This window comes from Mycobacterium sp. UNC410CL29Cvi84 (genome assembly GCF_000686745.1).
Classification (GTDB): domain Bacteria; phylum Actinomycetota; class Actinomycetes; order Mycobacteriales; family Mycobacteriaceae; genus Mycobacterium; species Mycobacterium mucogenicum_B.
Genome location: NZ_JMLM01000003.1, coordinates 60,392 through 82,385, shown reverse-complemented (window position 1 = coordinate 82,385; position 21,994 = coordinate 60,392). Strand labels below are relative to the sequence as shown.

General features: G+C 69.3%; 18 protein-coding genes. 8 read left to right on the top strand and 10 right to left on the bottom strand.

Going from position 1 to position 21,994, the window contains the following annotated elements; all coding sequences use genetic code 11:
• Nucleotides 1-4: 4 nt before the first annotated feature.
• From BR47_RS0106590 to BR47_RS0106575, 4 genes are all read right to left on the bottom strand, one after another.
• Nucleotides 5-1,213 carry a polysaccharide biosynthesis protein gene (locus tag BR47_RS0106590; protein ID WP_020100947.1) on the bottom strand — a complete coding sequence of 403 codons (1,209 nt, stop codon included), beginning with the start codon at nucleotides 1,211-1,213 and terminating at the stop codon, nucleotides 5-7.
• On the bottom strand, nucleotides 1,210-2,544 hold the full coding sequence (locus BR47_RS0106585; protein ID WP_029118976.1) for a M1 family metallopeptidase: 1,335 nt from the start codon (nucleotides 2,542-2,544) through the stop codon (nucleotides 1,210-1,212). Before BR47_RS0106585 ends, BR47_RS0106590 begins: the two co-directional genes overlap by 4 nt.
• Complete coding sequence (locus BR47_RS0106580; protein WP_029118975.1) at nucleotides 2,541-6,425, bottom strand: Pls/PosA family non-ribosomal peptide synthetase; 3,885 nt, start codon at nucleotides 6,423-6,425, stop codon at nucleotides 2,541-2,543. Before BR47_RS0106580 ends, BR47_RS0106585 begins: the two co-directional genes overlap by 4 nt.
• 62 nt (nucleotides 6,426-6,487) lie before the next feature.
• Nucleotides 6,488-7,009 carry a 2-oxo-4-hydroxy-4-carboxy-5-ureidoimidazoline decarboxylase gene (locus tag BR47_RS0106575; RefSeq protein WP_020100944.1) on the bottom strand — a complete coding sequence of 174 codons (522 nt, stop codon included), beginning with the start codon at nucleotides 7,007-7,009 and terminating at the stop codon, nucleotides 6,488-6,490.
• A gap of 112 nt (nucleotides 7,010-7,121) precedes the next feature.
• Here BR47_RS0106575 and BR47_RS0106570 point away from each other — a divergent pair, with 112 nt between their 5' ends.
• Both BR47_RS0106570 and BR47_RS0106565 read left to right on the top strand, forming a co-directional pair.
• Entirely contained in the window at nucleotides 7,122-8,441 is a 1,320-nt protein-coding gene (locus tag BR47_RS0106570) for an HNH endonuclease (RefSeq protein WP_029118974.1), read from the top strand.
• 57 nt (nucleotides 8,442-8,498) lie between these two features.
• Nucleotides 8,499-8,885, top strand: coding sequence for a thiol-disulfide oxidoreductase DCC family protein (locus BR47_RS0106565; protein WP_029118973.1), 387 nt, complete (start codon nucleotides 8,499-8,501; stop codon nucleotides 8,883-8,885).
• On the opposite strand, the gene BR47_RS0106560 is transcribed toward BR47_RS0106565, so the two are convergent.
• Genes BR47_RS0106560 through BR47_RS0106550 form a run of 3 tightly spaced genes read right to left on the bottom strand, consistent with a single transcriptional unit; the run spans nucleotide 8,877 to nucleotide 12,344 of the window.
• On the bottom strand, nucleotides 8,877-9,785 hold the full coding sequence (locus tag BR47_RS0106560) for an NAD-dependent epimerase/dehydratase family protein (RefSeq protein WP_029118972.1): 909 nt from the start codon (nucleotides 9,783-9,785) through the stop codon (nucleotides 8,877-8,879). The genes BR47_RS0106565 and BR47_RS0106560 overlap by 9 nt on opposite strands.
• Nucleotides 9,785-10,936 carry a cytochrome P450 gene (locus tag BR47_RS0106555; protein WP_029118971.1) on the bottom strand — a complete coding sequence of 384 codons (1,152 nt, stop codon included), beginning with the start codon at nucleotides 10,934-10,936 and terminating at the stop codon, nucleotides 9,785-9,787. Before BR47_RS0106555 ends, BR47_RS0106560 begins: the two co-directional genes overlap by 1 nt.
• Entirely contained in the window at nucleotides 10,923-12,344 is a 1,422-nt protein-coding gene (locus BR47_RS0106550) for an ABC1 kinase family protein (protein WP_029118970.1), read from the bottom strand. Before BR47_RS0106550 ends, BR47_RS0106555 begins: the two co-directional genes overlap by 14 nt.
• 131 nt (nucleotides 12,345-12,475) lie before the next feature.
• Here BR47_RS0106550 and BR47_RS0106545 point away from each other — a divergent pair, with 131 nt between their 5' ends.
• Nucleotides 12,476-13,030, top strand: coding sequence for a TetR/AcrR family transcriptional regulator (locus tag BR47_RS0106545; protein ID WP_051634677.1), 555 nt, complete (start codon nucleotides 12,476-12,478; stop codon nucleotides 13,028-13,030).
• On the opposite strand, the gene BR47_RS0106540 is transcribed toward BR47_RS0106545, so the two are convergent.
• Both BR47_RS0106540 and BR47_RS0106535 read right to left on the bottom strand, forming a co-directional pair.
• Nucleotides 13,027-14,433 carry a lipase maturation factor family protein gene (locus BR47_RS0106540; RefSeq protein WP_029118968.1) on the bottom strand — a complete coding sequence of 469 codons (1,407 nt, stop codon included), beginning with the start codon at nucleotides 14,431-14,433 and terminating at the stop codon, nucleotides 13,027-13,029. The two genes, BR47_RS0106545 and BR47_RS0106540, sit on opposite strands and share 4 nt — an antisense overlap.
• A gap of 65 nt (nucleotides 14,434-14,498) precedes the next feature.
• On the bottom strand, nucleotides 14,499-14,987 hold the full coding sequence (locus BR47_RS0106535; RefSeq protein ID WP_029118967.1) for an inorganic diphosphatase: 489 nt from the start codon (nucleotides 14,985-14,987) through the stop codon (nucleotides 14,499-14,501).
• 89 nt (nucleotides 14,988-15,076) lie between these two features.
• Between BR47_RS0106535 and dacB the strand changes: the two genes are divergently transcribed.
• From dacB to BR47_RS0106510, 5 genes are read left to right on the top strand one after another with little or no spacing between them, the layout of a single operon-like run.
• Nucleotides 15,077-16,447: a D-alanyl-D-alanine carboxypeptidase/D-alanyl-D-alanine endopeptidase gene (dacB, locus tag BR47_RS0106530; protein WP_029118966.1), complete on the top strand. Its 1,371-nt coding sequence runs from the start codon at nucleotides 15,077-15,079 to the stop codon at nucleotides 16,445-16,447.
• Entirely contained in the window at nucleotides 16,444-17,493 is a 1,050-nt protein-coding gene (locus tag BR47_RS0106525; protein WP_029118965.1) for an Rv3626c family coenzyme F420 biosynthesis-associated protein, read from the top strand. The genes dacB and BR47_RS0106525 overlap by 4 nt, the downstream gene beginning before the upstream one ends.
• Complete coding sequence (gene tilS, locus BR47_RS0106520) at nucleotides 17,472-18,428, top strand: tRNA lysidine(34) synthetase TilS (RefSeq protein ID WP_029118964.1); 957 nt, start codon at nucleotides 17,472-17,474, stop codon at nucleotides 18,426-18,428. The genes BR47_RS0106525 and tilS overlap by 22 nt, the downstream gene beginning before the upstream one ends.
• A gap of 22 nt (nucleotides 18,429-18,450) precedes the next feature.
• Complete coding sequence (gene hpt, locus BR47_RS0106515; RefSeq protein WP_036420423.1) at nucleotides 18,451-19,050, top strand: hypoxanthine phosphoribosyltransferase; 600 nt, start codon at nucleotides 18,451-18,453, stop codon at nucleotides 19,048-19,050.
• Nucleotides 19,051-19,069: 19 nt separating this feature from the next.
• Nucleotides 19,070-21,286: a molybdopterin-dependent oxidoreductase gene (locus BR47_RS0106510; RefSeq protein ID WP_029118963.1), complete on the top strand. Its 2,217-nt coding sequence runs from the start codon at nucleotides 19,070-19,072 to the stop codon at nucleotides 21,284-21,286.
• Here the strand turns inward: BR47_RS0106510 and BR47_RS0106505 are convergent.
• Entirely contained in the window at nucleotides 21,283-21,993 is a 711-nt protein-coding gene (locus BR47_RS0106505) for an SIMPL domain-containing protein (RefSeq protein WP_020100930.1), read from the bottom strand. The two genes, BR47_RS0106510 and BR47_RS0106505, sit on opposite strands and share 4 nt — an antisense overlap.
• Nucleotide 21,994: the final 1 nt, after the last annotated feature.

The window sequence follows — 21,994 nt, the reverse complement described above, 5'->3', positions numbered from 1 at the left end:
ACGCTCAGGGACGCCGGATCGCGCCGAGCGCGGCCAGGTGGACGACGATTCCGACCAGCGGTCCGCACATCAGCGCGACGATGGTCCGGGTCTGGAGGTCCAGCGGCAGCAGCAACAACAGTGCCGCGGCCACCGTGGCGCTCACCCAGCCCACCGCGTAGGCGCGGTGCAGCGCGGCGGCGACGGTGGCGGCCCCGGTCAGGGTCAGAAAGGCGATGGCGACGGCGCCGGCTGTCAACCAGGCCAGCAGCGCGCCGCTCGCGGCGTACTCGGGCCCGAACAGCGTGCGCAGCAGCCATGGCCCGAGCAGCCCGGCGGCCACCACCGCCAGCGCGCCCAGCCCGGCGAGGACGAGGGTCGGCGTGAGCAGGGCCCGCAGCCTGCGGTTGTCGACGAAATGCGCGATCAGGTTGCCCTGCATGGCGGTCAGCGGAACCAGCAGCGGGGCGCGGGTCAGCGTCACCGCCAGGATGATGACGCCGCCGGTGGCACCCAGGTCCCGGGACGTGGCCTGCAGCAGCACGGGGAAGCCCATCACCAGCACGGCGCTGGCGCCCGCGGCGGCGATCGAGTGCGCCGAGCCCGTCAGGAACGTCCGCGGAGTGCCGGGTGTGTGGATGGCGGCCGCGGACCGGGCCACGTGGGAGGCCAGCAGCAGGATCAGCCACGACATCGACCCGGCAACGGTGGCCCACAGATAGCCGTCCAGCCCCCAGCCCAGGACGAACGCGGCGACCGCGACGGCGACCCGGATACCGGCGTCGGTGACCATGAGCGTGCCGTACTGGGTCCAGCCGTCCGCCCCGGCCAGCACGCCCAGGAGCGTGGCGTGCAAGCAGAAGCCGGCCAGGCCGACGCTCAGCAGCGTCACGCTCAGCGGGGTGGATTCGACGAACACGTGCGCCGCCCACAGCGGGGCGGTGCCGGCGATCAGCAGGCCCGCGGCGACGGCCACGAGCGCGGCCACCCGGAGGGGCTGCAGATGCGGCCCGGGTTGGGGCTCGGCCGCGCGGGCGACGCGGACCTCACGCGTGGCCTCCTGCAGCAGCCCGTTGGCCGCGCCGGTGAACAACCCGAAGGCGCCCCAGAAGACGCTGAACACCGAGAACCCGGCGGGGGCCAGATCGCGCGCGGCGAGGTAGAGGATCGCGTAGCCGCAGAGCGCGCTGAGCACCGTTGCGACGGCGACCCGCGCCACACCGCTGGGTTTCACTGTGCCGGTAGCTCCGTCGTGTAGAGCCAGGCGGTCCACAGTCCGCGCAGGGACTGGTCGGTGTAGTTGGCGGCCAGGCCGGTGAAGTCATCGGTCAGTGCGGTCGAGTGCCGGTACCGGGTGGTCCAATCACGTAGTAGCGCAAAGAAATTCGCGTCGCCGATGGTGCGCCGCAGGGCGTGCAGGGTCAGTGCGCCGCGCTTGTACACGCGGTCGTCGAACATGTCCTCGGGCCCGGGATCGGCCAACAGCAGGTTCTGCGGCAGGCCCCGGAGTTTCTGCAGATTGTGGGCGGCCAGCTGGTCGGCGGTGCGCCAGCCCGACTCCTCGGCCCACAGCCACTCCGCGTAACAGGCAAATCCTTCGTGCAGCCAGATGTCGCGCCAGCGTCGTACCGTCACCGAGTTGCCGAACCACTGGTGCGCCATCTCGTGCGCGATGAGCCGCTCGGCGCTGCGGCGGCCGTCGCAGTGGTTGGCGCCGAAGATCGAAATGCCTTGCGCCTCCAGCGGGATCTCCAGGTCGTCGTCGGTGACGACGACGGTGTAGCCGGTCGACAGCGGATACGGCCCGAACAGCCGGGTGAACAGCTGCATCATCTGCGGCTGGCGGCCGAAGTCGTATTCGAAGTTGCGGATCAGCCGCTGCGGCAGGGCGGCGGACATCGGCACCGGTGATTTGGACAGGCGCACCGACTCGTAGCGGCCGATCTGCAGGGTGATCAGGTAGGTCGACGTCGGCTCGGCGAGCTCGTACACCCACAAGGTCTGTGCCGCACGGGTTTTCCGGCTCACCAGCTCGCCGTTGGCGATGACCCGGTACGGGCTGTCGGTGCTGATCGCGATGCGGTAGCTCGCCTTGCTGCTCGGGTGGTCGTCGCACGGGAACCACGAGGCCGCGCCGTTCGGCTGCCCGGCGACCAGGGCCCCCTCCGTCAGCTCCTCGAAACCGACTGTGCCCCAGATGGATTTGATGGGGCGCGGGTTGCCGCCGTAGCGCACCGTCACCTTCATCGCGGCGCCGGCGGGCAGCTGGTCGGCCAGCGTGATGTGCAGCTTGCCGTTGACGGTGCGGAACTTGGCCGGGCGCCGGCCGTTGACCTCGACCTTGGCCACCGACAGGTCGTCGGACAGGTCCAGGGTGAACCAGTTCAGCGACGCCAGGGTGACCGCGGTGATGTGGGCGATGCCCGTCAGCCGGTTGCTCTCCACCTTGTATTCGAGGCTCAGCTCGTAGCGGGAGACGCGGAAACCGAAGTTGCCGTTGTTGGGCAGGTACGGATCGATCACCGGCGCAACGCTTTTGCGGTCCTTCTTGTTTGTTCGGGTCACGCGGCTTGCGCCTTATGTCGGTTGCCGGACTTGCGCTTCTTGCCGACCCACGGGGCAATCGGATTGCCCTGCCAGCGCGTCGAGGCCGGCACCGCGTCGCCGCGCATCACCAGCGAGGCCGGGCCGACCGTCGCACCCGCACCGATGCTGGCGGCGGGCAGTGCGACGCAGTGGGTACCGAGCGTCGCGCCCTCGTCCAGCACCACGGTGTCGAGCTGCATGATGCGGTCGTGGAACAGGTGGGTCTGCACCACGCAGCCCCGGTTCACCGTCGCGCCCCGGCCCAGCGTCACCAGGTCGGCCTCTGGCAACCAATAGGTTTCGCACCACACGCCGCGACCGATCGCGGCGCCGAGGGCCCGCAGCCACAGGTTCATCACCGGGGTGCCGCTGGCCGCGCGGGCGAACCACGGGCCGGCGACGGTCTCGACGAAGGTGTCGGACACCTCGTTGCGCCACACGAACGGCGACCACAGGGGGTGCTCGACGGCCCGGATGCGCCCGACCATCAACCATTTCGCGACCACGGCGATGGCACCGGCGATGGCGCCCGCGTTCAGCAGGACCAGGCCGGCGCCCAATGCCGCCCACACCCAGCCCAATTCGCCGGCGAGGGCCTGCAGGACGCCGAGGACGGCCACGCCGATGCCGAACGTCACCATCACCGGGACGATCCGCAGGGTCTCGACCGTCGACCGCATCACCTTCAGGCGCAGTGACGGGTGGAAGGTGCGCACCGCGTCGGCCTCGGTTGGCTGACGGCGCAACCGGATCGGCGGACTGCCCAGCCACGATGACCCGGCCTTGGCCTTGTGCGGCGTCGCCGACAGCACCGCGACCAGCCCGTCGTCGGGGACACGGCGCCCGGGCTGGGTGATGCCGGAGTTGCCGAGGAACGCGCGCCGGCCGACGGTCGCCTTGGCGACGTGAATCCAGCCGCCACCCAGTTCGTACGACGCCACCATGGTGTCGTCGGCCAAGAACGCGCCGTCGAGCACCTCGGTGAACTTCGGCGTCAGCAGGGCCGTCGAAATCTCGGTGTCCTTACCGACTTTCGCGCCGAGGATCCGCAGCCACCACGGCGTCAACAGACTGGCGTAGATGGGGAACAGGTAGTTGCGGGCGGCGTCCATCAGGCGCTCGGTGGCCCACAGCTGCCAGCCCACGCGGCTGCGCACGGGGTGGTAGCCCTCGGTCAGGCCGAGGGCCAACAGCCGCACCCCGATCACGGTCAGCGCGGCGTACACCGCCATGGCGACCACCGCGGCGACGGGCGTCCACAACGCGACCGGCAGGACCGCCTCCGGCAGCGAATGCGTATGGCGCACCGGCAGAATCAGCACCGCGAGTCCCGCCGCGAGGGCCAGGATCGGCAGTCCGCCGAGCAGCACCGACGTCACCCCGTACATCGCGACCCAGATGGGCGCGCGGCCCGGCCGCTCGTCGGGCCACGGGTGGTGGGCCTTGCCGGACTTCACCGCCGGCGAGCCCTTCCAGTACTGACCGGCCTTGACCTTGCCGATCACGCCGGAACCCGGTGCGACGTCGGCGTTCTTGCCGACCACCGCACCCGGCAGCAGCGTGGTGCGGGCACCGATGGTGGCGTCGTTGCCGATGCTGATGGGTCCGACATGGAACAGGTCGCCGTCGATCCAGTGCCCGGTGAGGTCGACCTCCGGCTCGACCGAGCAACGGTCGCCGAGGGTGAGCATGCCGGTGACCGGTGGTGTCGAGTGCAGGTCGACGCCGTCGCCGACCCGGTTGCCCAGTGCGCGGGCGTAGTACACCAACCAGGGTGCGCCGGCCTGGTTTTCGGCGCCGCTGGCCTCGCCGAGCCGTTCGGCGAGCCAGACCCGCAGGTGCTCGGATCCGCCGCGCTTGTAGGTGCCCGGTTCCAGGCCGGACAGCAGGGCGCGGGCGGCGAACACGGCGATACCCATGCGGCCGATCGGTGTGACGAACACGAGGAACCCGACGAGGGTCACCCACCAGTTCACGGTGTGGGCCCAGGGCAGCAGGTGCAGCGCCGCGGCGGCGTTGTTCAGGATGGCCAGCCAGACGACCCACTGCATGCCGGCGAGGGTCGCGAGCGGGATGGCGGCGGCGGTCTGGATCAGCTGTGTCGTCAGAGGAACCGGTGTGACGCTTCGGGTTTCGACCACCGGTGGTGGGTCGAGTTCGTCGAGATAGCCGGCCAGCGAGCCCAGGCGTGGGTGGTCGTAGAGGTCGGCGACGGTGACCTGCGGGTACTTCTCGCGCAGCAGCGACACGAGCTGCGCGGCGGACAGCGAGCCGCCGCCGAGCGCGAAGAAATCGGCTCCGGGTCCGTCGATCGGGGAGGCCAGTACGTCGCGCCACAGCCCGGCGAGCCAGCCCATGGTGCCGTCCAGGTCGGGGCTGTCGTCGCCCGCCCCGTCGACGGGCCACGGCAGCGCGTTGCGGTCGACTTTTCCTGATGTGCGCGTGGGCAATTCGTCGACCAGGACGAGGCGCGGCACCAGCGCGGCGGGCAGCGACTCGGCAAGTGTCTTGCGGGCCTTGGTGATATCGAATTCGGGGTCGGTGCTGGCGATGTAGCCGACGAGCAGGGGAGTGCCGGTGGCGGTCTTGCGCACCGCGGCCGCGCCGCCGCTGACACCCGGCAGGTTGACGAGTGCGGCGTCGACCTCGCCGAGTTCGATGCGCCGGCCGCCGACCTTGACCTGATCGTCGGCGCGACCCTGGAAGTAGAGACCGTCCGCCTCGAGCCGGACCAGGTCACCGCTGCGGTACGCGCGGCCCCAGCCGAGGGTCTCCATCGGCGCGTACTTCTCGGCGTCCTTCTCCGGGTCGAGGTAGCGGGCCAGGCCGACGCCGCCGATCACCAGCTCGCCGATTTCGCCGTAGCCAACCTGCAGACCGTCCTTGTCGACGACGGCCAGATCCCAGCCGGGCAGCGGCAGGCCGATGCTGACCGGGCCACCGCCGAGCGGCGCAAGGCAGGCGACGACCGTGGCTTCGGTCGGTCCGTAGGTGTTCCACACCTCGCGGCCCTCGACGGCCAGGCGCTCGGCGAGCTCGGGCGGGCAGGCCTCGCCGCCGAAGATCAGCAGGCGCACGGCCTCCAGCGCCTCGGCGGGCCACAGCGAGGCGAGCGTCGGCACCGTCGAGACGACGGTGATGTCGCGTGACACCAGCCAGGGGCCGAGGTCCATGCCGCTGCGCACCAGCGAGCGCGGGGCCGGGACGAGGCACGCGCCGTGGCGCCAGGCCAGCCACATCTCTTCGCAGGACGCGTCGAACGCCACAGACAGCCCGGCCAGCACGCGGTCGCCCGGGCCCAGCGGGTTGTCCTTCAGGAAGATTTCGGCCTCGGCGTCGACGAACGCGGCGGCGTTGCGGTGCGTCACCGCGACGCCCTTCGGGGTGCCGGTGGAGCCGGAGGTGAAGATGATCCATGCGTCATCGCGGGTCAGCGGGCGGCCGGCCTGCCAGCCCCGGGTCGAACCGGGACCGCGGACCAGACCGGCTTCGGTGATGATGCCGACCACCCCGGCCTCGCCGAAGACCAGCGCGGCGCGTTCCTCGGGATCGTCGGCGTCGACGGGGACGTATGCGGCGCCGGTCGCGAGGGTCGCCAGGATCGACACGTACAGCGCGTAGCTGCCCGACGGCATGCGGATGCCGATGCGGTCACCGCGGCCGATGCCGCGCGCGGCCAGCCAGGCGACGCTTTCCTCGACGTCGGCGATCAGCTCGGCGTAGGTGAGCTGGACGGTGCCGTCGTCGATGGCGGGTGCATCGGGATATTGGTCGGCCGTGGCGTAGAGGATGTCGATGAGGGTCCGGGCCTGCGGTGCGTTCGCCGAACGCACGTACTGCGGGGGGATCTCCTGATGCACGGGTACAAACTACTAAGGCTTGGCGAACGCTTCCTGGCGGCGGGCACGCCGTGGCGGCTTCGTTACCAGTTGTTGTAGCCGCCTTCAGGCCCGAGCATGCGTTCCAGCCGGGTCCGGTTGATGCGGGCCAGCTCGTTACGGACCACCTTGCGCTCGGTCTCGTGGTCGTTGTGCATGCGGTCGGCCATGTGGGTCAGCACTTCGTTGGCGCTCATGGCGCCGACGAACATCACGAAGTCGAAGCCGAAGTGGTCGCGGTAGGTCGCGGCGTGTGCGGTCAGGGTCGCCATCAGGTCGGGGTCGCGATCGCACACCGCGCACTGCTCGAACTGCGAGCGGGCGCTGCCGGGGCGGCGCCCGAGCTGCGGATAGGCCTGCAGGATCGCGTCCACCGAGGAATCGCCGAGCGCGAAGAGGAGGTCGTCGGCCCGCCGGAACAGGTGGTCGTGGTCTTCGTAGGCGCGTCCGTCGGCCAGGCTGCCGGCCAGCGGCACGCTGTAGCAGCATTCGTACAGTGCGTGCACCGCCCGCTGCTTCGGCATGGCGTTGAACGCGTCGAGACCGATTCCCTGATGCATCAACACAAGGACATCATCGAATCTGCAGGGTACGAGCAGATTTCCTCGTGTTACAGCGGGGCAAATTCATTTATCTGGGGTATGGCGTGCACCATACGTATCCGATAGAATCGAACGTATGTTCGAGATTCTGTCGGTAGATTCCAAGGCCGATGAGGCGGCGTTGTCGGGTCGCATGGCGGAGCTCGAACGGGTCAAGGCGCGTGCGGCGGCCCAGCAGGCCCGGATTGCGGCCGAACTGGAGGCGCGGCGGGTGGCGGCGGCCGCGGCGGGTGGGCCGCGGGTGTCGCGGGCCGCGCTGGGTTCGGAGATCGGGTTGGCGCGGCGCGAGTCGCCGCATCGGGGTGAGCGGTTGATGGCGATGGCCCGCATCCTGGTCGCGGACATGCCGTGCACGCTGGCCGCGTTGGAGTCGGGTGTGCTCTCCGAGCACCGGGCCGAGCTGATCACCAAAGAGGCCGAGTGCCTGTCGGTGTTGGATCGCCGGCTGCTGGATGCCGAATTGTGCTCGGACCCTGCCACCCTCGATGGTAAGGGTGATGCCGAGATCACCGCCGAGGCCAAGCGGATCGCCTACCGGCTCGATCAGGAGGCGATCGTGCAGCGGGTGCGCCGCGCGCCGGCCGGGCGTCATGTCCGGTTCCGGCCTGCTGGTGACGGCATGGCCACCGTGAGCGTGCGGCTGCCGGCTGCCGAAGGCCGCGCCATGCATACCGCGCTGTCCGATGAGGCGGCGAGCACGCTGGCCTCGACACTGCCGGGCACGACGGTACCGGCCGGGTTGGGCCGCACCCACGACCAGATCATGGCCGACGTGATGGTGCAGCGGGTCACGGGCCGCAACCCGGTGCAGTCGCCGGTGCCGGTGACGGCGAACCTGGTGCTCTCGGATGAGACCCTGCTCGGCGGTGGCTCAGAACCGGCGCATCTGGAGGGGTACGGGCCGATCCCGGCCGAAATAGCGCGGGATCTCGTCGTGGTCGGCGCGCTCGATGCGCAGGGCGCGGCCGCGGTGCGGCGCCTGTACGCCCAGCCGGGCACCAACAAGCTGGTGGCGATGGAGTCGAAATCCCGGGCGTTCCCGAAAGCCCTGGCCCGGTTCATCGCGTTGCGGGATCAGATCTGCCGGACCCCGTACTGCAACGCCAGGATTCGGCACACCGACCACATCCGGCCGCACGCGCAGCATGGCCCGACCAGCGTGCACAACGGTCAAGGCCAATGTGCGCACTGCAACTACGTCAAAGAAGAACCCGGCTGGCACGCGGCCACAACCTACGACCGGCACGGCCGCCACACCGTCACACTGACCACTCCGACCGGTGCGGTCTACACCTCCGCCGCGCCGCCGATGCCGACAGGACTGCAAATCCTGACCCGCAGGGTCCATCTCGCGATCATCGACGAGGGATCGCGCCCGCGGGTGATGCGCAGCTAGCCCACCTGTGTGGCGACTCACGGTTTCCGGCGGCGCTCGGCGGCGCATGATGAAGTCATGGACGGTGTGCTGTTCTTCGACGGCAAGTGCGGAATGTGTACCCGCGCCCGCAATCAGTTGCTGCGGATGAATCGCACCGGCCGGCTCCGCACCGAACCGCTGCAGAAGCCCGGCACCGCCGAACGACTCGGCGTGGCACCCGAACACCTGATGGAATCGGTGTGGTGGCTGGATTCCTCCGGCGAAGTGCTCGGCGGCGCCAAGGCGGCCAACGCTGCCGTGGCCGCGGCGATCGGCACCCGGTTGCCGTTGTGGGTTTATGGCATCCCGGGAATCGGCGCGCTCCAAGAGCGGATCTACCACTGGGTCGCGACCCACCGCTACCACTTCCGCGGCGTCACACCGTGGTGCGAATCCGCGCCGTCGGAATGTGTTTCAGCGTAGCTGCGCCATCGCGCGGTAACCCTCGACGGCGCTGGGGTAGCGGGGACGCCAGTCCGAAGCCTCGCGAAAACGCTTGTTGCTCACCCGAAGTGACCTCGTTATCGACGTGAGTCGGTCACCGAGCAGGAGTCCCAGCCGTCCTGGCCCGCTGATCCAGATGCGGCGCCCGACGGCGGCGGCGCAGGCCTCGGCGTACTCGCGCTTGGTGAGTGGCCGGTCGTCGACGACGTTGTAGGTGCCGCCGGGTGCCGTGAGTGCCGCGACGACGGCGTTCGCCGCATCCGCGACGTGGATCGACGACAGGTAGGTGCCGGGGCGCCCGGGGGAGAACCCGATGTGCCACTTGGCCATGTCGAGGATCTGTTCACTATGTGCCGCGTGCGGACCGTAGAAGACGCCGAACCGCAGGATCGTCGCCTGCCCGCCGGCGGCGGTGAACCGATGTGCGCTGGCTTCGGCGGCGTGGTTGCCGCGGGTGATCGGGTAATGGTCGACAGGCTGGTCTTCGTCGATCCAGTCGCTGCCGCCGTCGCGGTAGATCATCACCACGGATTCTTGAATCAGGTTGGGAACGCCCGCATCCCGCGCGGCATCGACGACGGTCGCGGACCCCTCCATACGTACCCGCTCGCATTCCGCCCAGGCGGATTTACGGATGAACGCCGTGGTCGACGGCAACGCCGACGCCAGATTGATCACCGCGTCGTGGTCGGCGAAAGCGTCGGCCAGCCCGCGACGGTCGAACAGCGACACCGAAACCGGCTCAGCGCCTTGGCTTCGCAACCAGGCGGCTTTCGCGTCGCCGCGAGCCAAGGCGGTGACGGCATGCCCCGCCGCGACCAGGGCGGGCACGGTGTGGACGCCGATGGCGCCCGTCCCTCCGGTGACGAAAACCCGCATCAGCTGAACGCCACCGGCAACGTCTGCGGTCCCCGAATGGCGGGTGTGTCGCGCCAGGTGACCTCTCCGCGGATAACGGGTTGGCGGGCAAGGACTTCACGCAACGCGACGATCAACTCCAGCTGGGCCAGCGCAGAACCAAGGCAGTAGTGCGCGCCGTATCCGAAGGCCACAGGAGCGGGCCCGGTGCGGCCCAATCGGAAGCGGTCGGGGTCGTCGAACACCGCCGGGTCGCGGTTGGCGGCCGCCACCACGACCACGACGCTGTCGCCGGCGGCGATATCGACGCCGGCGACCGTGTGGTTCTCGGTCGCCGTGCGCACCGTCGACTGCACCGGACCGTCGAGCCGCAGCAGCTCGGTGATCACCGCCCCGTCAACGGTGTCGACGTGTTCGTGCACCAGTCGAATCAGCCCGGCGCCAAGCAGATTCGCCGTGGTCTCGTGCCCGGCGACCGCGATCAGGATGGCGGTCACCACGACATCTTCGAGGGACAGCTCTGGATCGGTGGCGATGAAGCTGAGCAGGTCATCGCCGGGATGAGCCCGTCGATCGGCGGCGAGTGGCAGGAACTCCGCCATGAGTGCGGCGGCGGCGCCGAAGCCTTCGGCCACCTCCACGGGATCGGCCAAGGTGCCGAGCATGCGGATGATCGCCGGCGACAGCTCACGCAGCGACGCCGCGTGGGCCGGGTCGAGGTCGAGCCATTCACCCACCACGGCGATCGGCAGCGGCAGTGCGATCCGCGACATGAAATCGAACGGCTCACCGGTGGGCACCTGCGCGATGACCTCGGCGGCGATGGTCTCCACGCCCTCGGTCAGCCCGGATATCGTGCTGCGGGTGAACGCATCCCGGACCGCGCCGCGCAGCCGGTCGTGGTCGGCGCCGTCGGTGAAAAGCATCGACGCCTTGGTGAACTCCGGCGCCATCATGGTCATCGACGCGCGTGCCACCGGGTTGGCCAGCGGGTCGCTCGTCCAGCCGGACCCGCCGAGCACCTGCCGGGCCGCGTCGTAGCCGAGCACCAACCAACCCTGTGCGGCGTTGTCCCACACGACATCTCCGTCGCGCCGCCGGGCCTCGTAGAAGGGGTAGGGATCGGTGGCATCCCAGGGCAGCCGGGCCGCGCTGACGTCAGCGGTGCTCATGATCGTCCGTCCCGAACGGCAAGCCACGCTCGCGAACCCAGGCAACGTGCTGACGGCCCAACTCCGTGATCGGCTCTGCGACGCCGTCCATGTCGTCGACGGCGGCCCGAGCGTGGAAGGTCGCGTGCAAGGCGGTGAAGATGGCGTTCATCGACAGATTGAGGCGGGAGAAGAATACGAGATCGGGCGGCACTGTGATGTGCCGCATCAGGTGGTTAGCATCACGTACGTCTAGGAGGTTTGCGATCGCGCGCCGCGATGTCTCGTCTGTGTAGGTCACTGGTTGGGGCGCGAGAATCTCATAGATGATCCCCTGGTACCACCGATAAGCGTCTTCAGCGGTCAGCGCGGAATCGGTTGTGAAGAATCCACTTTCGACCATGACTGACCTCAGCTCGTATTTGCGCCCGTCGACCGCTGACCGCATCATGCGCACAATGCGACTACGCAAATCCTCGGATAACACCTTCACGCAGCCGAAGTCGACGAATCCGACCGTGCCGTCAAGGCCGAATCGGTAATTGCCCGGGTGTGGGTCGGCGTGGAACAGATTGCCGTGCCGGTACGCTCCGGCGATGAATCGGGTGATCACCTCGGCCCAGGTGTCCTTCAAGTTCTGATCGACGTCTTGCGCTGCCGCCCAGTCCAATCCGTTCAGATACGTCATGGTGAGGACACGGTCGCCGGATGCCTCGCGAACGACCTCGGGTACCCGGATGAACGGATGATCGCGGTACAGCTCATGGAACGCGGTGATGTGGTCGGCCTCGCGGCGGTAGTCGATCTCCTCGGAGATGCGCTCCGAAATCTCCGCGGCGACGGGGGCGATATCGGGCAGGATCGCGCCGCCGAACGTGCTCGCCGCCCCGGCCGCGAACCGGAACATCGTCGCCAGCAGTTCGGTGTTCGACAGATCATCGCGAATGGCCTGTGCCACACCGGGATACTGCACCTTCACCGCTACGTCGCGGCCGTCGTGCAAGACTGCCCGGTGGACCTGTCCGATGGACGCCGCGGCCATCGGTTCGTCGGAGAACGACGCGAAGACAGCGGAGATCGGGCGGCCCAGGTCGTCCTCGACGACGCGCCGGGCCAGGGCCGAGTCCATCGGCGGCGCATCGGCCTGCAGTCGGGTCAGCGCCCGCTGATATGGCGAGAGTTCGCCGGCGCCAATGGCATTGGCATCGACCATCGACACCAGCTGACCGGCCTTCATCAACACGCCCTTGGAGTGGCCGAGGAGTTCGGCGTACTGCTCGGCGGTGCGCTCGTGGAAACGTTCGACGGCGCCGGTGTTGCCGGCCTTCTCCCGCAGCGCCGCGACCATCCGTCCGCCGGCGGCGCGCGCGGTGAAGCCGGCGACCGGCATGGTGCGGCGGATGCGTCCGCGCGGCACATTCCCGGTCATTGCGCCTCCCAGCGTTGTATGGTGACCTAGTACGAAATATATGACCCTTCTTATATGCGGTCAATGGTGGGGAGTCAGCGGTGGAAACCTCGACGAAGGAACGGACCAAGGAACGGCTGGTCACCGAGGCCATGCGGCTGTTCGGTGAGCAGGGCTACAAAGCCACCAGCATCACGCAGATCGAGAAAGCGGCCGGCCTGGTGCCCGGTTGCGGCGCCCTCTACAACCACTTCAAGACCAAAGAGGCCGTGCTCGCGGCGGGGATCGACCGGCAACTCGACCGGCGCCGCGCGATGCACGACATCAGCGCGCTGTTCGCCGGGGAGGGGGAGCTCCGGACCGAGCTCACGCTGCTCGGCCGGTACGTGCTGAGTGTCCTGAACCAGGAAAGCCAGTTCCTGCAGGTGGCGGCCCGCACGCCGGCGGACCAGTCGGACCGCGTCAACGCCGCCTATGCCGCTCTCGTAGACGGCCTCTACAGCGAGCTGGCCGACTGGATCGGGGGTTGCGCGCCCGGCCTCGATCCGGCCGAGGCCCGGCGGATCGCCGTGGTCGGGGTCAACGCGCTGCTGGGCAAGCAGGCGACGCGCGTCGTCTTTCACGCCCCGGAGGTGGACATCCCCGATAACGAGTACATCGCGGACTGGACCGCGATGCTGGCCGGCCGCATCGAAGCGGCCCGCTAGTCGGGCAACGTGACCGGCGGGAAGTACTCGCCTTCCGGCGTCCGGTGCCACCACACGCGTTCGTGCCTCAGTTCGTGGGGAGTGGCGTAGCGGTAGCGGAAGATCCGCGCGCGGACGAACTTGGGCGGTGAACCGGGAAACGGGTTGTGCCGCAGCAGTTTCAGTGTCGCCGCGTCACCGCGCAGCAATCGCTCCAGCAAGCCGACGAACCACTGACGGCCGTAGGTTGGCGAGATCGCGGCGAACCACATCAGCCAGTCGAGCCGCAGATGGTAAGGCGCCCACTGCCGCGGCAGTCGGCCCACGGCGCCGGGCTTGCCCTTGAATTCGTATTCCTGCCAGACGGTTTCGTCGGTGATGTCGGGATCGGCGGTGCCTTCGATCACCACCTCCCGCCGGATGCGGCCGATCGAGCCGAAGGCGCCGTAGGTGTTCACCAGATGCAGTGGATCGAACGATGCGTTCATGCGCTGCCGCGGCGACAGCAGATTGCGAACCGGCCAGTAGCTCAGCACCACGACCAGGACGCTGAAGCCGATGACGAGCACCACGAACCACGTGGGCGGTGCGGCGGGCAGCGTCGAGCCGGGCGCCGGCCCGGCGATCGCACCGAACGCCAACACCATCGTCAACCAGTTCAGCCACGCGTAGTTGCCGGAGATCACCAGCCAGAGCTGCGTGACCACCACGATCGCGCCCGCGACAGTGGCGACGGGCTGCGGTGCGAACAATCCGAACGGAACCACCAGTTGCGTGACGTGGTTGACCGCAACCTCGACCCGGTGCAAGGGCTTGGGCAGGTGATGGAAGAACCAGCTCAGCGGGCCCGGCATCGGCTGGGTCTCGTGGTGGTAGTAGAGGCACGTCAGATCGCGCCAGCACCGGTCACCGCGCAGCTTGATCAGCCCGGCACCGAACTCGGTGCGGAAGACGAGCCACCGCGCCAGCCAGATCACCAGGACCGGTGGCGCCACGGAGTCGTTGCCGAGGAACACCGCGAGGAAGCCGGCCTCCAGGAGCAGCGACTCCCAGCCGAAGGCGTACCACCGCTGCCCGACGTTGACGATCGACAGATACAGCACCCACAGCAGCAGCCACAGGAACATCGCCGCCCACAGCGGCACGACGTCGCCGGCGCCCGCGACCAGCGCGGTACTGAGTGCGGCACCCGACCAGGCGACGGTTGCGAAGAACCTGTCGGAGTAATGCCAGTGAAAGATGCTGGGCGCCTGCCGGAACGACACCGCCGACAGATATCGCGGAATGGGCAACATGCCCTGTGCGCCGAGTAGAGCGCGGAATTGCCTTGCGGCGCAGAGGAAAGCAATCAGATAGACGCCGGCGATGCCACGCTCCAGCACCAGCCGGCTGAACCAGTATTCGGGTGCTGTGAACCAATCCATCGCCGATTCCTGACCCGCCGCTGCTTTCCAGGGTACGGCGGGTCAGGCTCGGTGAAGACGAAAGACTAGTGCTCTTGCTCTTCGAACCGGGCGATCGAGCGGGCCAGCTCTTCTTCGGCCTCTTTGCGGCCGACCCAGTCGGCGGCCTTGACGAACTTGCCCGGCTCCAGGTCCTTGTAGTGGACGAAGAAATGCTTGATGGCGTCCAGCTCGAACTCCGAGATGTCGCTCAGGTCCTGGACGTTGTCCCAGCGCGGGTCACCGGCGGGCACGCACAGCAGCTTGTCGTCGCCGCCGGCCTCGTCGGTCATCTTGAACATGGCGACCGGGCGGGCGTCGACGATGCAGCCCGGGAAGACCGACTCGGTCAGCAGCACCAGAGCGTCCAGCGGGTCGCCGTCCTCGCCGAGGGTGTTCTCGAAGAACCCGTAATCGGTGGGGTAACCCATGGGGGTGAAGAGGTAGCGGTCGAGCTTCACTCGCCCGGTTTCGTGGTCCACTTCGTACTTGTTCCGCGAACCCTTGGGGATCTCGATGACGACTTCGTGCTCCACCGGGAGACTCCTTAGCTCTGTGCTGATAACGGGCTACACCTTAGACGAGCGATACCCTGCTGAGTGACCCGTACGAGTTCAGGAGCAACATGCGGCCCACCCGGTGGCGCCGATCGACCCACTTGGTGATCGGTGTGGCAGTTCTCGTGCTGGTTGCCGCGCTGGTGGCGGCCGCCGCAGTGATGACGCGGCACGACGCCGTCCCGGCGGCAGGGGCGACGGCCAAGCCGCAACCCGCGCTCGTCTCGCCCCGACCTGCGGTGCAACCGGTCTCCGACGCCGCCCCGCAGGTGGTGCCCGCGCAGCTCGCCGCCGTGCTGGCGCCGCTGGCCGCCAACCCGAATCTCGGCATGCTCGGTGGCCGGATCACCGATGCCATCACCGGGACAGAGCTGTGGGCGCAGGGCGCGAACATCCCGCTGCAGCCGGCATCCACCAACAAGACCCTCACGGCGGCCGCGGCCCTGCTGACCCTCGACCGTAACGCCCGGCTGACCACCACGGTCGTGTCCGGCGACAGCCCGGGCGTCGTGGTGCTCAAGGGCGGCGGCGACCCGACACTGTCGGCGGCGCCGCCGGGCACCGACACCTGGTACGGCGATGCGGCCCGGATTTCCGACCTGGCCGACCAGATCCGGAAGGCCGGCGTCACACCTCGCGCCATTCAGGTCGACACCAGCCTCTACTCCGGCCCGAGCATGGCGCCCGGCTGGGACGTCGCCGACATCGAGGGCGGCGACTGGGCCCCGATCCAATCGGTCATGGTCGACGCCGGTCGCGTCCAGCCCACCACGGTCGAGTCCAAGCGCTCGACGACACCGGCCCTCGATGCCGGCCGCGCACTGGCGGCGGCCCTGCGGGTCGACCCGGCCAACGTGACGCTCCGCACCACACCCGCCGGCGGTCAGCAGCTCGCCGCGGTGCAGTCCCCGCCGCTGATCGAGCGCCTACGCGAGATGATGGGCGCCTCCGACAACGTGATGGCCGAGTCGATCGGCCGGGAGGTCGCCGCCGCGGTGAACCAGCCGCAGAGTTTCGACGGCGGAGTCCGCGCCGTTCTCGGGCAGCTGGCGAAGGCGGGACTGACCACCTCGGGCGCGACGCTGTTCGACGCCAGCGGTCTGTCGGTCAACGATCGCCTCACCGCGACGGTCCTGGACGACGTCGTCAACGCCGCCGCGGGCACCAGCGAGCCCCGCCTGCGTCCGCTGCTCGACGTCCTGCCGATCGCCGGCGGCAGCGGCACGTTGTGGAACCGCTACGCGGACACCTCGTCGGCCGGATACCTGCGCGCCAAGACCGGTTCGCTGACCGGTACCAACGCCCTGGCGGGCATCGTCACCGACCAGAGCGGACGGGTCCTGACCTTCGCGCTCATCTCGAACAACGCCGGTCCGGAGGGACGCACCGCGCTGGACGCCCTCGCCGCGGCGTTCCGGTCCTGCGGGTGCGGCACGTGAGCCGGACGCCGACCGTCGGCCGCGCCGTCGACTGGGGCTTCGCCGCCACGGTCGGGGCAAAGCTGACCCGCCCGGAACCGGAGACCACCGACTACACCCGCAACCAGGTGCGCGCGCAGCTCGCCGATTCGGCGCGGCGGGCCGAGCTCCCGGTGCGGGAGGTGACGCTGCTCAACGAGGGCGCCGAAGTGCCCGAAGCGCGCGTCGTCGATCGGCAGGATTGGGTGCGCGCCGCGACCGAGTCCATGCGGGTGATGACGGGCGGCGAAACCTCGAGCCCCACAGGCCTGGCCGCGAAGCTGGGCGGACGTATCACCGGCGCGCAGACGGGCGCGGTGCTGGCGTTCGTGTCGTCGGGCATCCTCGGGCAGTACGACCCGTTCGCCGCCAATGGTGGAGAGCTGCTGCTCGTCGCCCCGAATGTGCTTGCCGCCGAACGGCAATTGAAGGTCGATCCCACCGACTTCCGGCTCTGGGTGTGCCTGCACGAGGTGACCCACCGCGTGCAGTTCCGCGCCAACCCGTGGCTCACCGAACACATGTCACAGGCGCTCGCTGTGCTGACGGACGAATCCGGTCTGGATGCCGGTGACGTCATCGGCCGGCTCGCCGAGTACGTGCGGGCGCAGCGTGACGGCGACGCCGACGCGAATTCGCAAGGCATCCTTGGCATCATGCGCATCATGCAGTCCGACGAGCAGCAGCGCGCGCTGGATCAGCTGCTGGTACTGGGGACACTGCTGGAGGGGCACGCCGACCATGTGATGGACGCCGTCGGTCCGGCGGTGGTGCCGTCGGTCGCCACCATCCGTAGCCGGTTCGACGAGCGCCGGCACCGCAAACAGTCTCCGCTGCAACGGATCGTCCGCGCCCTGCTCGGCGTCGACGCCAAGATCGCCCAGTACACCCGCGGCAAGAAGTTCGTCGACGAGGTGGTGTCGACCGTCGGCATGAAGCGGTTCAACGCGGTCTGGACCGACGCTGAAACCCTGCCGCTGACAAACGAAATCGACGAGCCGCGGCGATGGATCGATCGAGTGCTCTGACCCCGCTGCGCGCGGCCGTCACCGCCTTCGCGCGTCGGCATCCGGCCGACCGGTGGTGCGTCGGGCTCTCCGGTGGCGCCGACTCGCTGGCACTGACCGCCCTCGCCGCCGCCCTCAAGCCGACCGTCGCGTTGATCGTCGACCACGGCCTGCAAACCGGATCGGCCGACGTGGCCGCCACTGCGGCGGCACAGGCCCGGCAGCTGGGTTGCGTTGACGCACAAGTGATCTCCGTTGACGTCGGCACCGACGGCGGGCCGGAAGCCGCGGCCCGCACCGCACGCTACGCCGCCCTGGACGCCGCCCGTGGTGAGGCGCCGGTGCTCCTCGCGCACACCCTCGACGACCAGGCCGAGACGGTGTTGCTCGGCCTGGGCCGCGGTTCGGGCCCGAGATCCATTGCCGGCATGCGGGTTTGGGACCCGCCGTGGGGACGGCCCCTGCTGGAGGTGCGGCGCGCCGACACCGAAGCCGTCTGCGCCGAGCTGGGACTCACGCCGTGGCAGGACCCGCACAACACCGATCCGCGCTACACCCGGGTCCGGCTGCGCACCGAGGTGCTGCCGCTGCTGGAGGATGTGCTGGCCGGTGGCGTCGCGCCGGCGCTGGCCCGCACGGCCGCGGCGCTGCGCGAGGACAACGACGCCCTCGATGCCCTGGCCGCCGAGCACCTGGCCGCCCTGTGCGAAAGCGAGGGCCTCACCGTCGCCGGCCTCGAGGACCTCCCCGCCGCGCTGCGGCGCCGGGTGATCCGCGGCTGGCTGCTGAGCGTCGGGGCCACCACGCTCACGGACGTCCAGCTGCGCGCCGTCGACGCGCTCGTGGCGGACTGGCACGGGCAGGGCGGCGCCGCCGTGAGCTCGCCGCTGCGGTACCAGCGATTGATCGTCACCCGCCGCGCGGGACTGCTCACAGTCGCCGCCCGGCCCGTGTGAGCGACCGCCGAATGGGACGGTCTTGGTACTCGGCGAGGCAACGTGGCACGCTGTTGCCGTGGAGCTGTATCCGGGTGACATCAAGTCGGTTCTCCTGTCTCAGGAGCAGGTTCAGGCGCGCATCGCCGAGATGGCCGCGCTCATCGCCGAGGACTACCGCGCCGACTCCGGCGACCAGGACCTCCTGCTGATCACCGTGCTCAAGGGCGCGGTCATGTTCGTCACCGACCTGGCCCGCGCGATCCCGCTGCCGACGCAGCTGGAGTTCATGGCGGTCAGCTCGTACGGGTCGTCGACCTCGTCGTCGGGCGTCGTGCGCATCCTCAAGGACCTCGACCGCGACATCAGCGGCCGCGACGTGCTGATCGTCGAAGACATCATCGACTCCGGCCTGACGCTGTCGTGGCTGCTGCGCAACCTGGCGACCCGCGGCCCGCGCACGCTGCGCGTGTGCACGCTGCTGCGCAAGCCCGACGCCATGCGCGCCGACATCGACGTCGCGCACATCGGGTTCGACATCCCGGACGAGTTCGTCGTCGGCTACGGCCTGGACTACGACGAGCGCTACCGCGACCTGCCGTACATCGGCACGCTCGATCCGAAGGTGTACGAACAGCGCTAGTGGGCGCAGAATCGCAGGCATGCCTACCGCGCTCCGGATCTGCCCCTTCTGTGAAGCCACCTGCGGCCTGACCCTCACCATCGACGACGGCCGTGTCACGGCCGCGCGTGGTGACCACGACGACGTCTTCAGCGCGGGCTTCATCTGCCCCAAGGGCGCGAGCTTCGGTGAGCTCGACAACGATCCCGACCGGCTGACCCGCCCGCTCGTCCGCCGTGACGGCGTGCTGACCGAGGCCACCTGGGACGAGGCCTACGCCGTCGTCGCCGAACGGCTCGGCGCCGTCATCGCCGCGCACGGTGGCGCGTCGGTCGGGGTGTACCTGGGCAACCCGAACGCGCACACGATCGCGGGCGCGCTGTATGCCCCGCTGATCCTCAAAGCCCTGGGCACCCGCCAGGTGTTCAGCGCCAGCACCCTCGACCAGATGCCCAAACACGTTGCGCTGGGCCTGATGTTCGGCAGCCCGGGCGCGTTCACGGTGCCGGACCTCGACCGCACCGACCACCTGGTGATCATCGGCGCGAATCCGCTGGTGTCCAACGGCAGCGTGACGACGGCCGCCGACTTCCCCGGCAAGCTGCGGGCGCTGAAGAAGCGCGGCGGCAAGCTCGTCGTGATCGACCCGGCGCGTACCCAGACCGCCAAGCTCGCCGACCGGCACCTGGCGCCGCGCCCCGGGACCGACGCCGCGCTGCTGCTGGCCGTCGTGCACGTGCTGTTCGACGAGGGCCTCGTCGATCTCGGTGCGAACGCCGAGTACGTCATCGGCGTCGAGCAGGTCCGGGCGCTGGCCGCCGACTTCGCGCCCGAAGCGGTCGAACAGGCCTGCGGGGTCGGTGCCGACGAGATCCGCGAATTGGCCCGCGAACTCGCGGCGGCGCCGACGGCGGCGGTGTACGGCCGGATCGGCACCTCCACAGTCGAATTCGGCACGATCGGCAGCTGGCTCGTCGACGTCATCAACATCCTCACCGGCAACCTGGACCGGCCCGGCGGGGTGATGTTCCCGCTGGGTGCGGCGGTCCCGGCGCCGCGGCCACCGAAGCCCGGCCGCGGGTTCCGGACGGGCCGGTGGGCCAGCCGGGTGTCCGGGTACCCCGAGGTGATGTCCGAGTTGCCGGCCACCGCGCTCGCCGAGGAGATCGATACCGCGGGCGACGGGCAGATCAAGGCGATGATCACCATCGCCGGGAATCCCGTGCTGTCCGCGCCGGACGGCGACCGGCTCGACAAGGCCTTGGACAGTGTCGAATTCATGCTGTCCGTCGACCCCTATCTCAACGAGACCACGCGGCATGCCGACGTCATCCTGCCCCCGCCCCCGCCCTCGCAGAGTCCCCATTTCGACGTCCTGCTGAACAACCTCGCGGTGCGCAACAACGTGCGCTACTCGCCGCCGGTGCTGCCGCTGGACGACCGGCCCGGCGAGGCCGAGATTCTGTCGCGTATCGCGTTGGTCCTGTCCGGCCTTGGGGCACAAGCGGATCCCGCACTGGTCGATGCGCAGGTGATCGCGATGACCTTGGCCAAGGAGACGCAAGACCCCGATTCGCCGGTCGCCGGACGCGACGTCGACGAACTGACCGCCAGGCTCCCCGCGGCCCCCGGCTACGAGCGCCGCCTCGACATGATGCTGCGGCTCGGGCCCTACGGTGACGCATTCGGCGCCAAGCCCGACGGCCTCACACTCGAGAAGCTCAAGGCCAATCCGCACGGTATCGATCTGGGCGCAATGCAGCCGAGAATCCCCGAGGTGCTCCGAACCCCCAGCGGCAGAATCGAACTCGCGCCGGAACCGATCGTGGCGGACGTGGTGCGGCTACACGAGGCGCTGAGCCGCTCGGCGGGCGGTTTCCTGCTGATCGGCCGCCGCCACCTGCGCTCCAACAACAGCTGGATGCACAACCTGCCCGCGCTCTCGGGTGGTTCCAACCGCTGCACCCTGCAGATTCACCCCGACGACGCCGCCGATCTCGGTCTCACCGACATCGCCATCATCAAGGGCCCGGGCGGCGAACTGCTCGCGCCGATCGAGGTGACCGACGTGATGCGGCGCGGCGTGGTGTCATTGCCGCACGGCTGGGGCCACAACCGCGGTGGCACCGGTCAGCAGCTCGCGAGCAGCCATCCCGGCGTCAACGTCAACCAGCTCAACGACGGCACCCACCTGGACCGGCTGTCGGGTACCGCGGTGCTCAACGGGATTCCGGTGGAAATCTCGGCGGCGGGTTAACCCAGCTCCCAGATCACCGTCACCGAGAAGCTGACGGTCTGCTGGCCGGGGGACAGCGGCACGGATTCGGCCATGGCCATCCGCGGCACCGGCATGGGCGTCGGGGTGGTGCCGCCGGTGGCCTCGGAGATCGAGACGACCTTGCCCAGGCTCAGCCCGGACAGCTGCGCGTACTGCTGGGCGCGGTCCTTGGCGTCGTTGAAGGCATGCGTGCGGGCATCTTTCACCAGCTGCGAGTCGTCGTCGATCGAGTAGGCGACGTTGCTGATCCGCGTGGCATTGCCGCCCGCGGTGACGATCTTCGCCAGCACCTGCGACGCGGTATCGAGCTTGCGGACCTTGATGTCGATGGTGTTGCTGGCCCGGTATCCGGTGATGACGGAGTCGCGGTAGTCGGGCTGCAGCTCGACCTGCTTGGTGGCGATGTCCTTCTTGTCGATACCGGCCCCGGTCAGTGCATCGATCACCGCCTGCTGGCGGCTGCTGGTCTGGTTCATGGCGGCGGTGACGTCGGGCGCGGTCGCCTCGATGGACGCGGTGACGTTCAGGGTGTCCGGCGTGCCCTGGACCTTGCCGTTGCCGACGACGGTGACCTGGCGGCTCTCCGGCTTGGCGTCGTCGGAACCACAACCGGCGACGCCGACAGCCGTGGCGATCGCTATTCCGGCAAGGGTCAGGGCGGCAGTACGTCGGGTCGCAAATGGCATG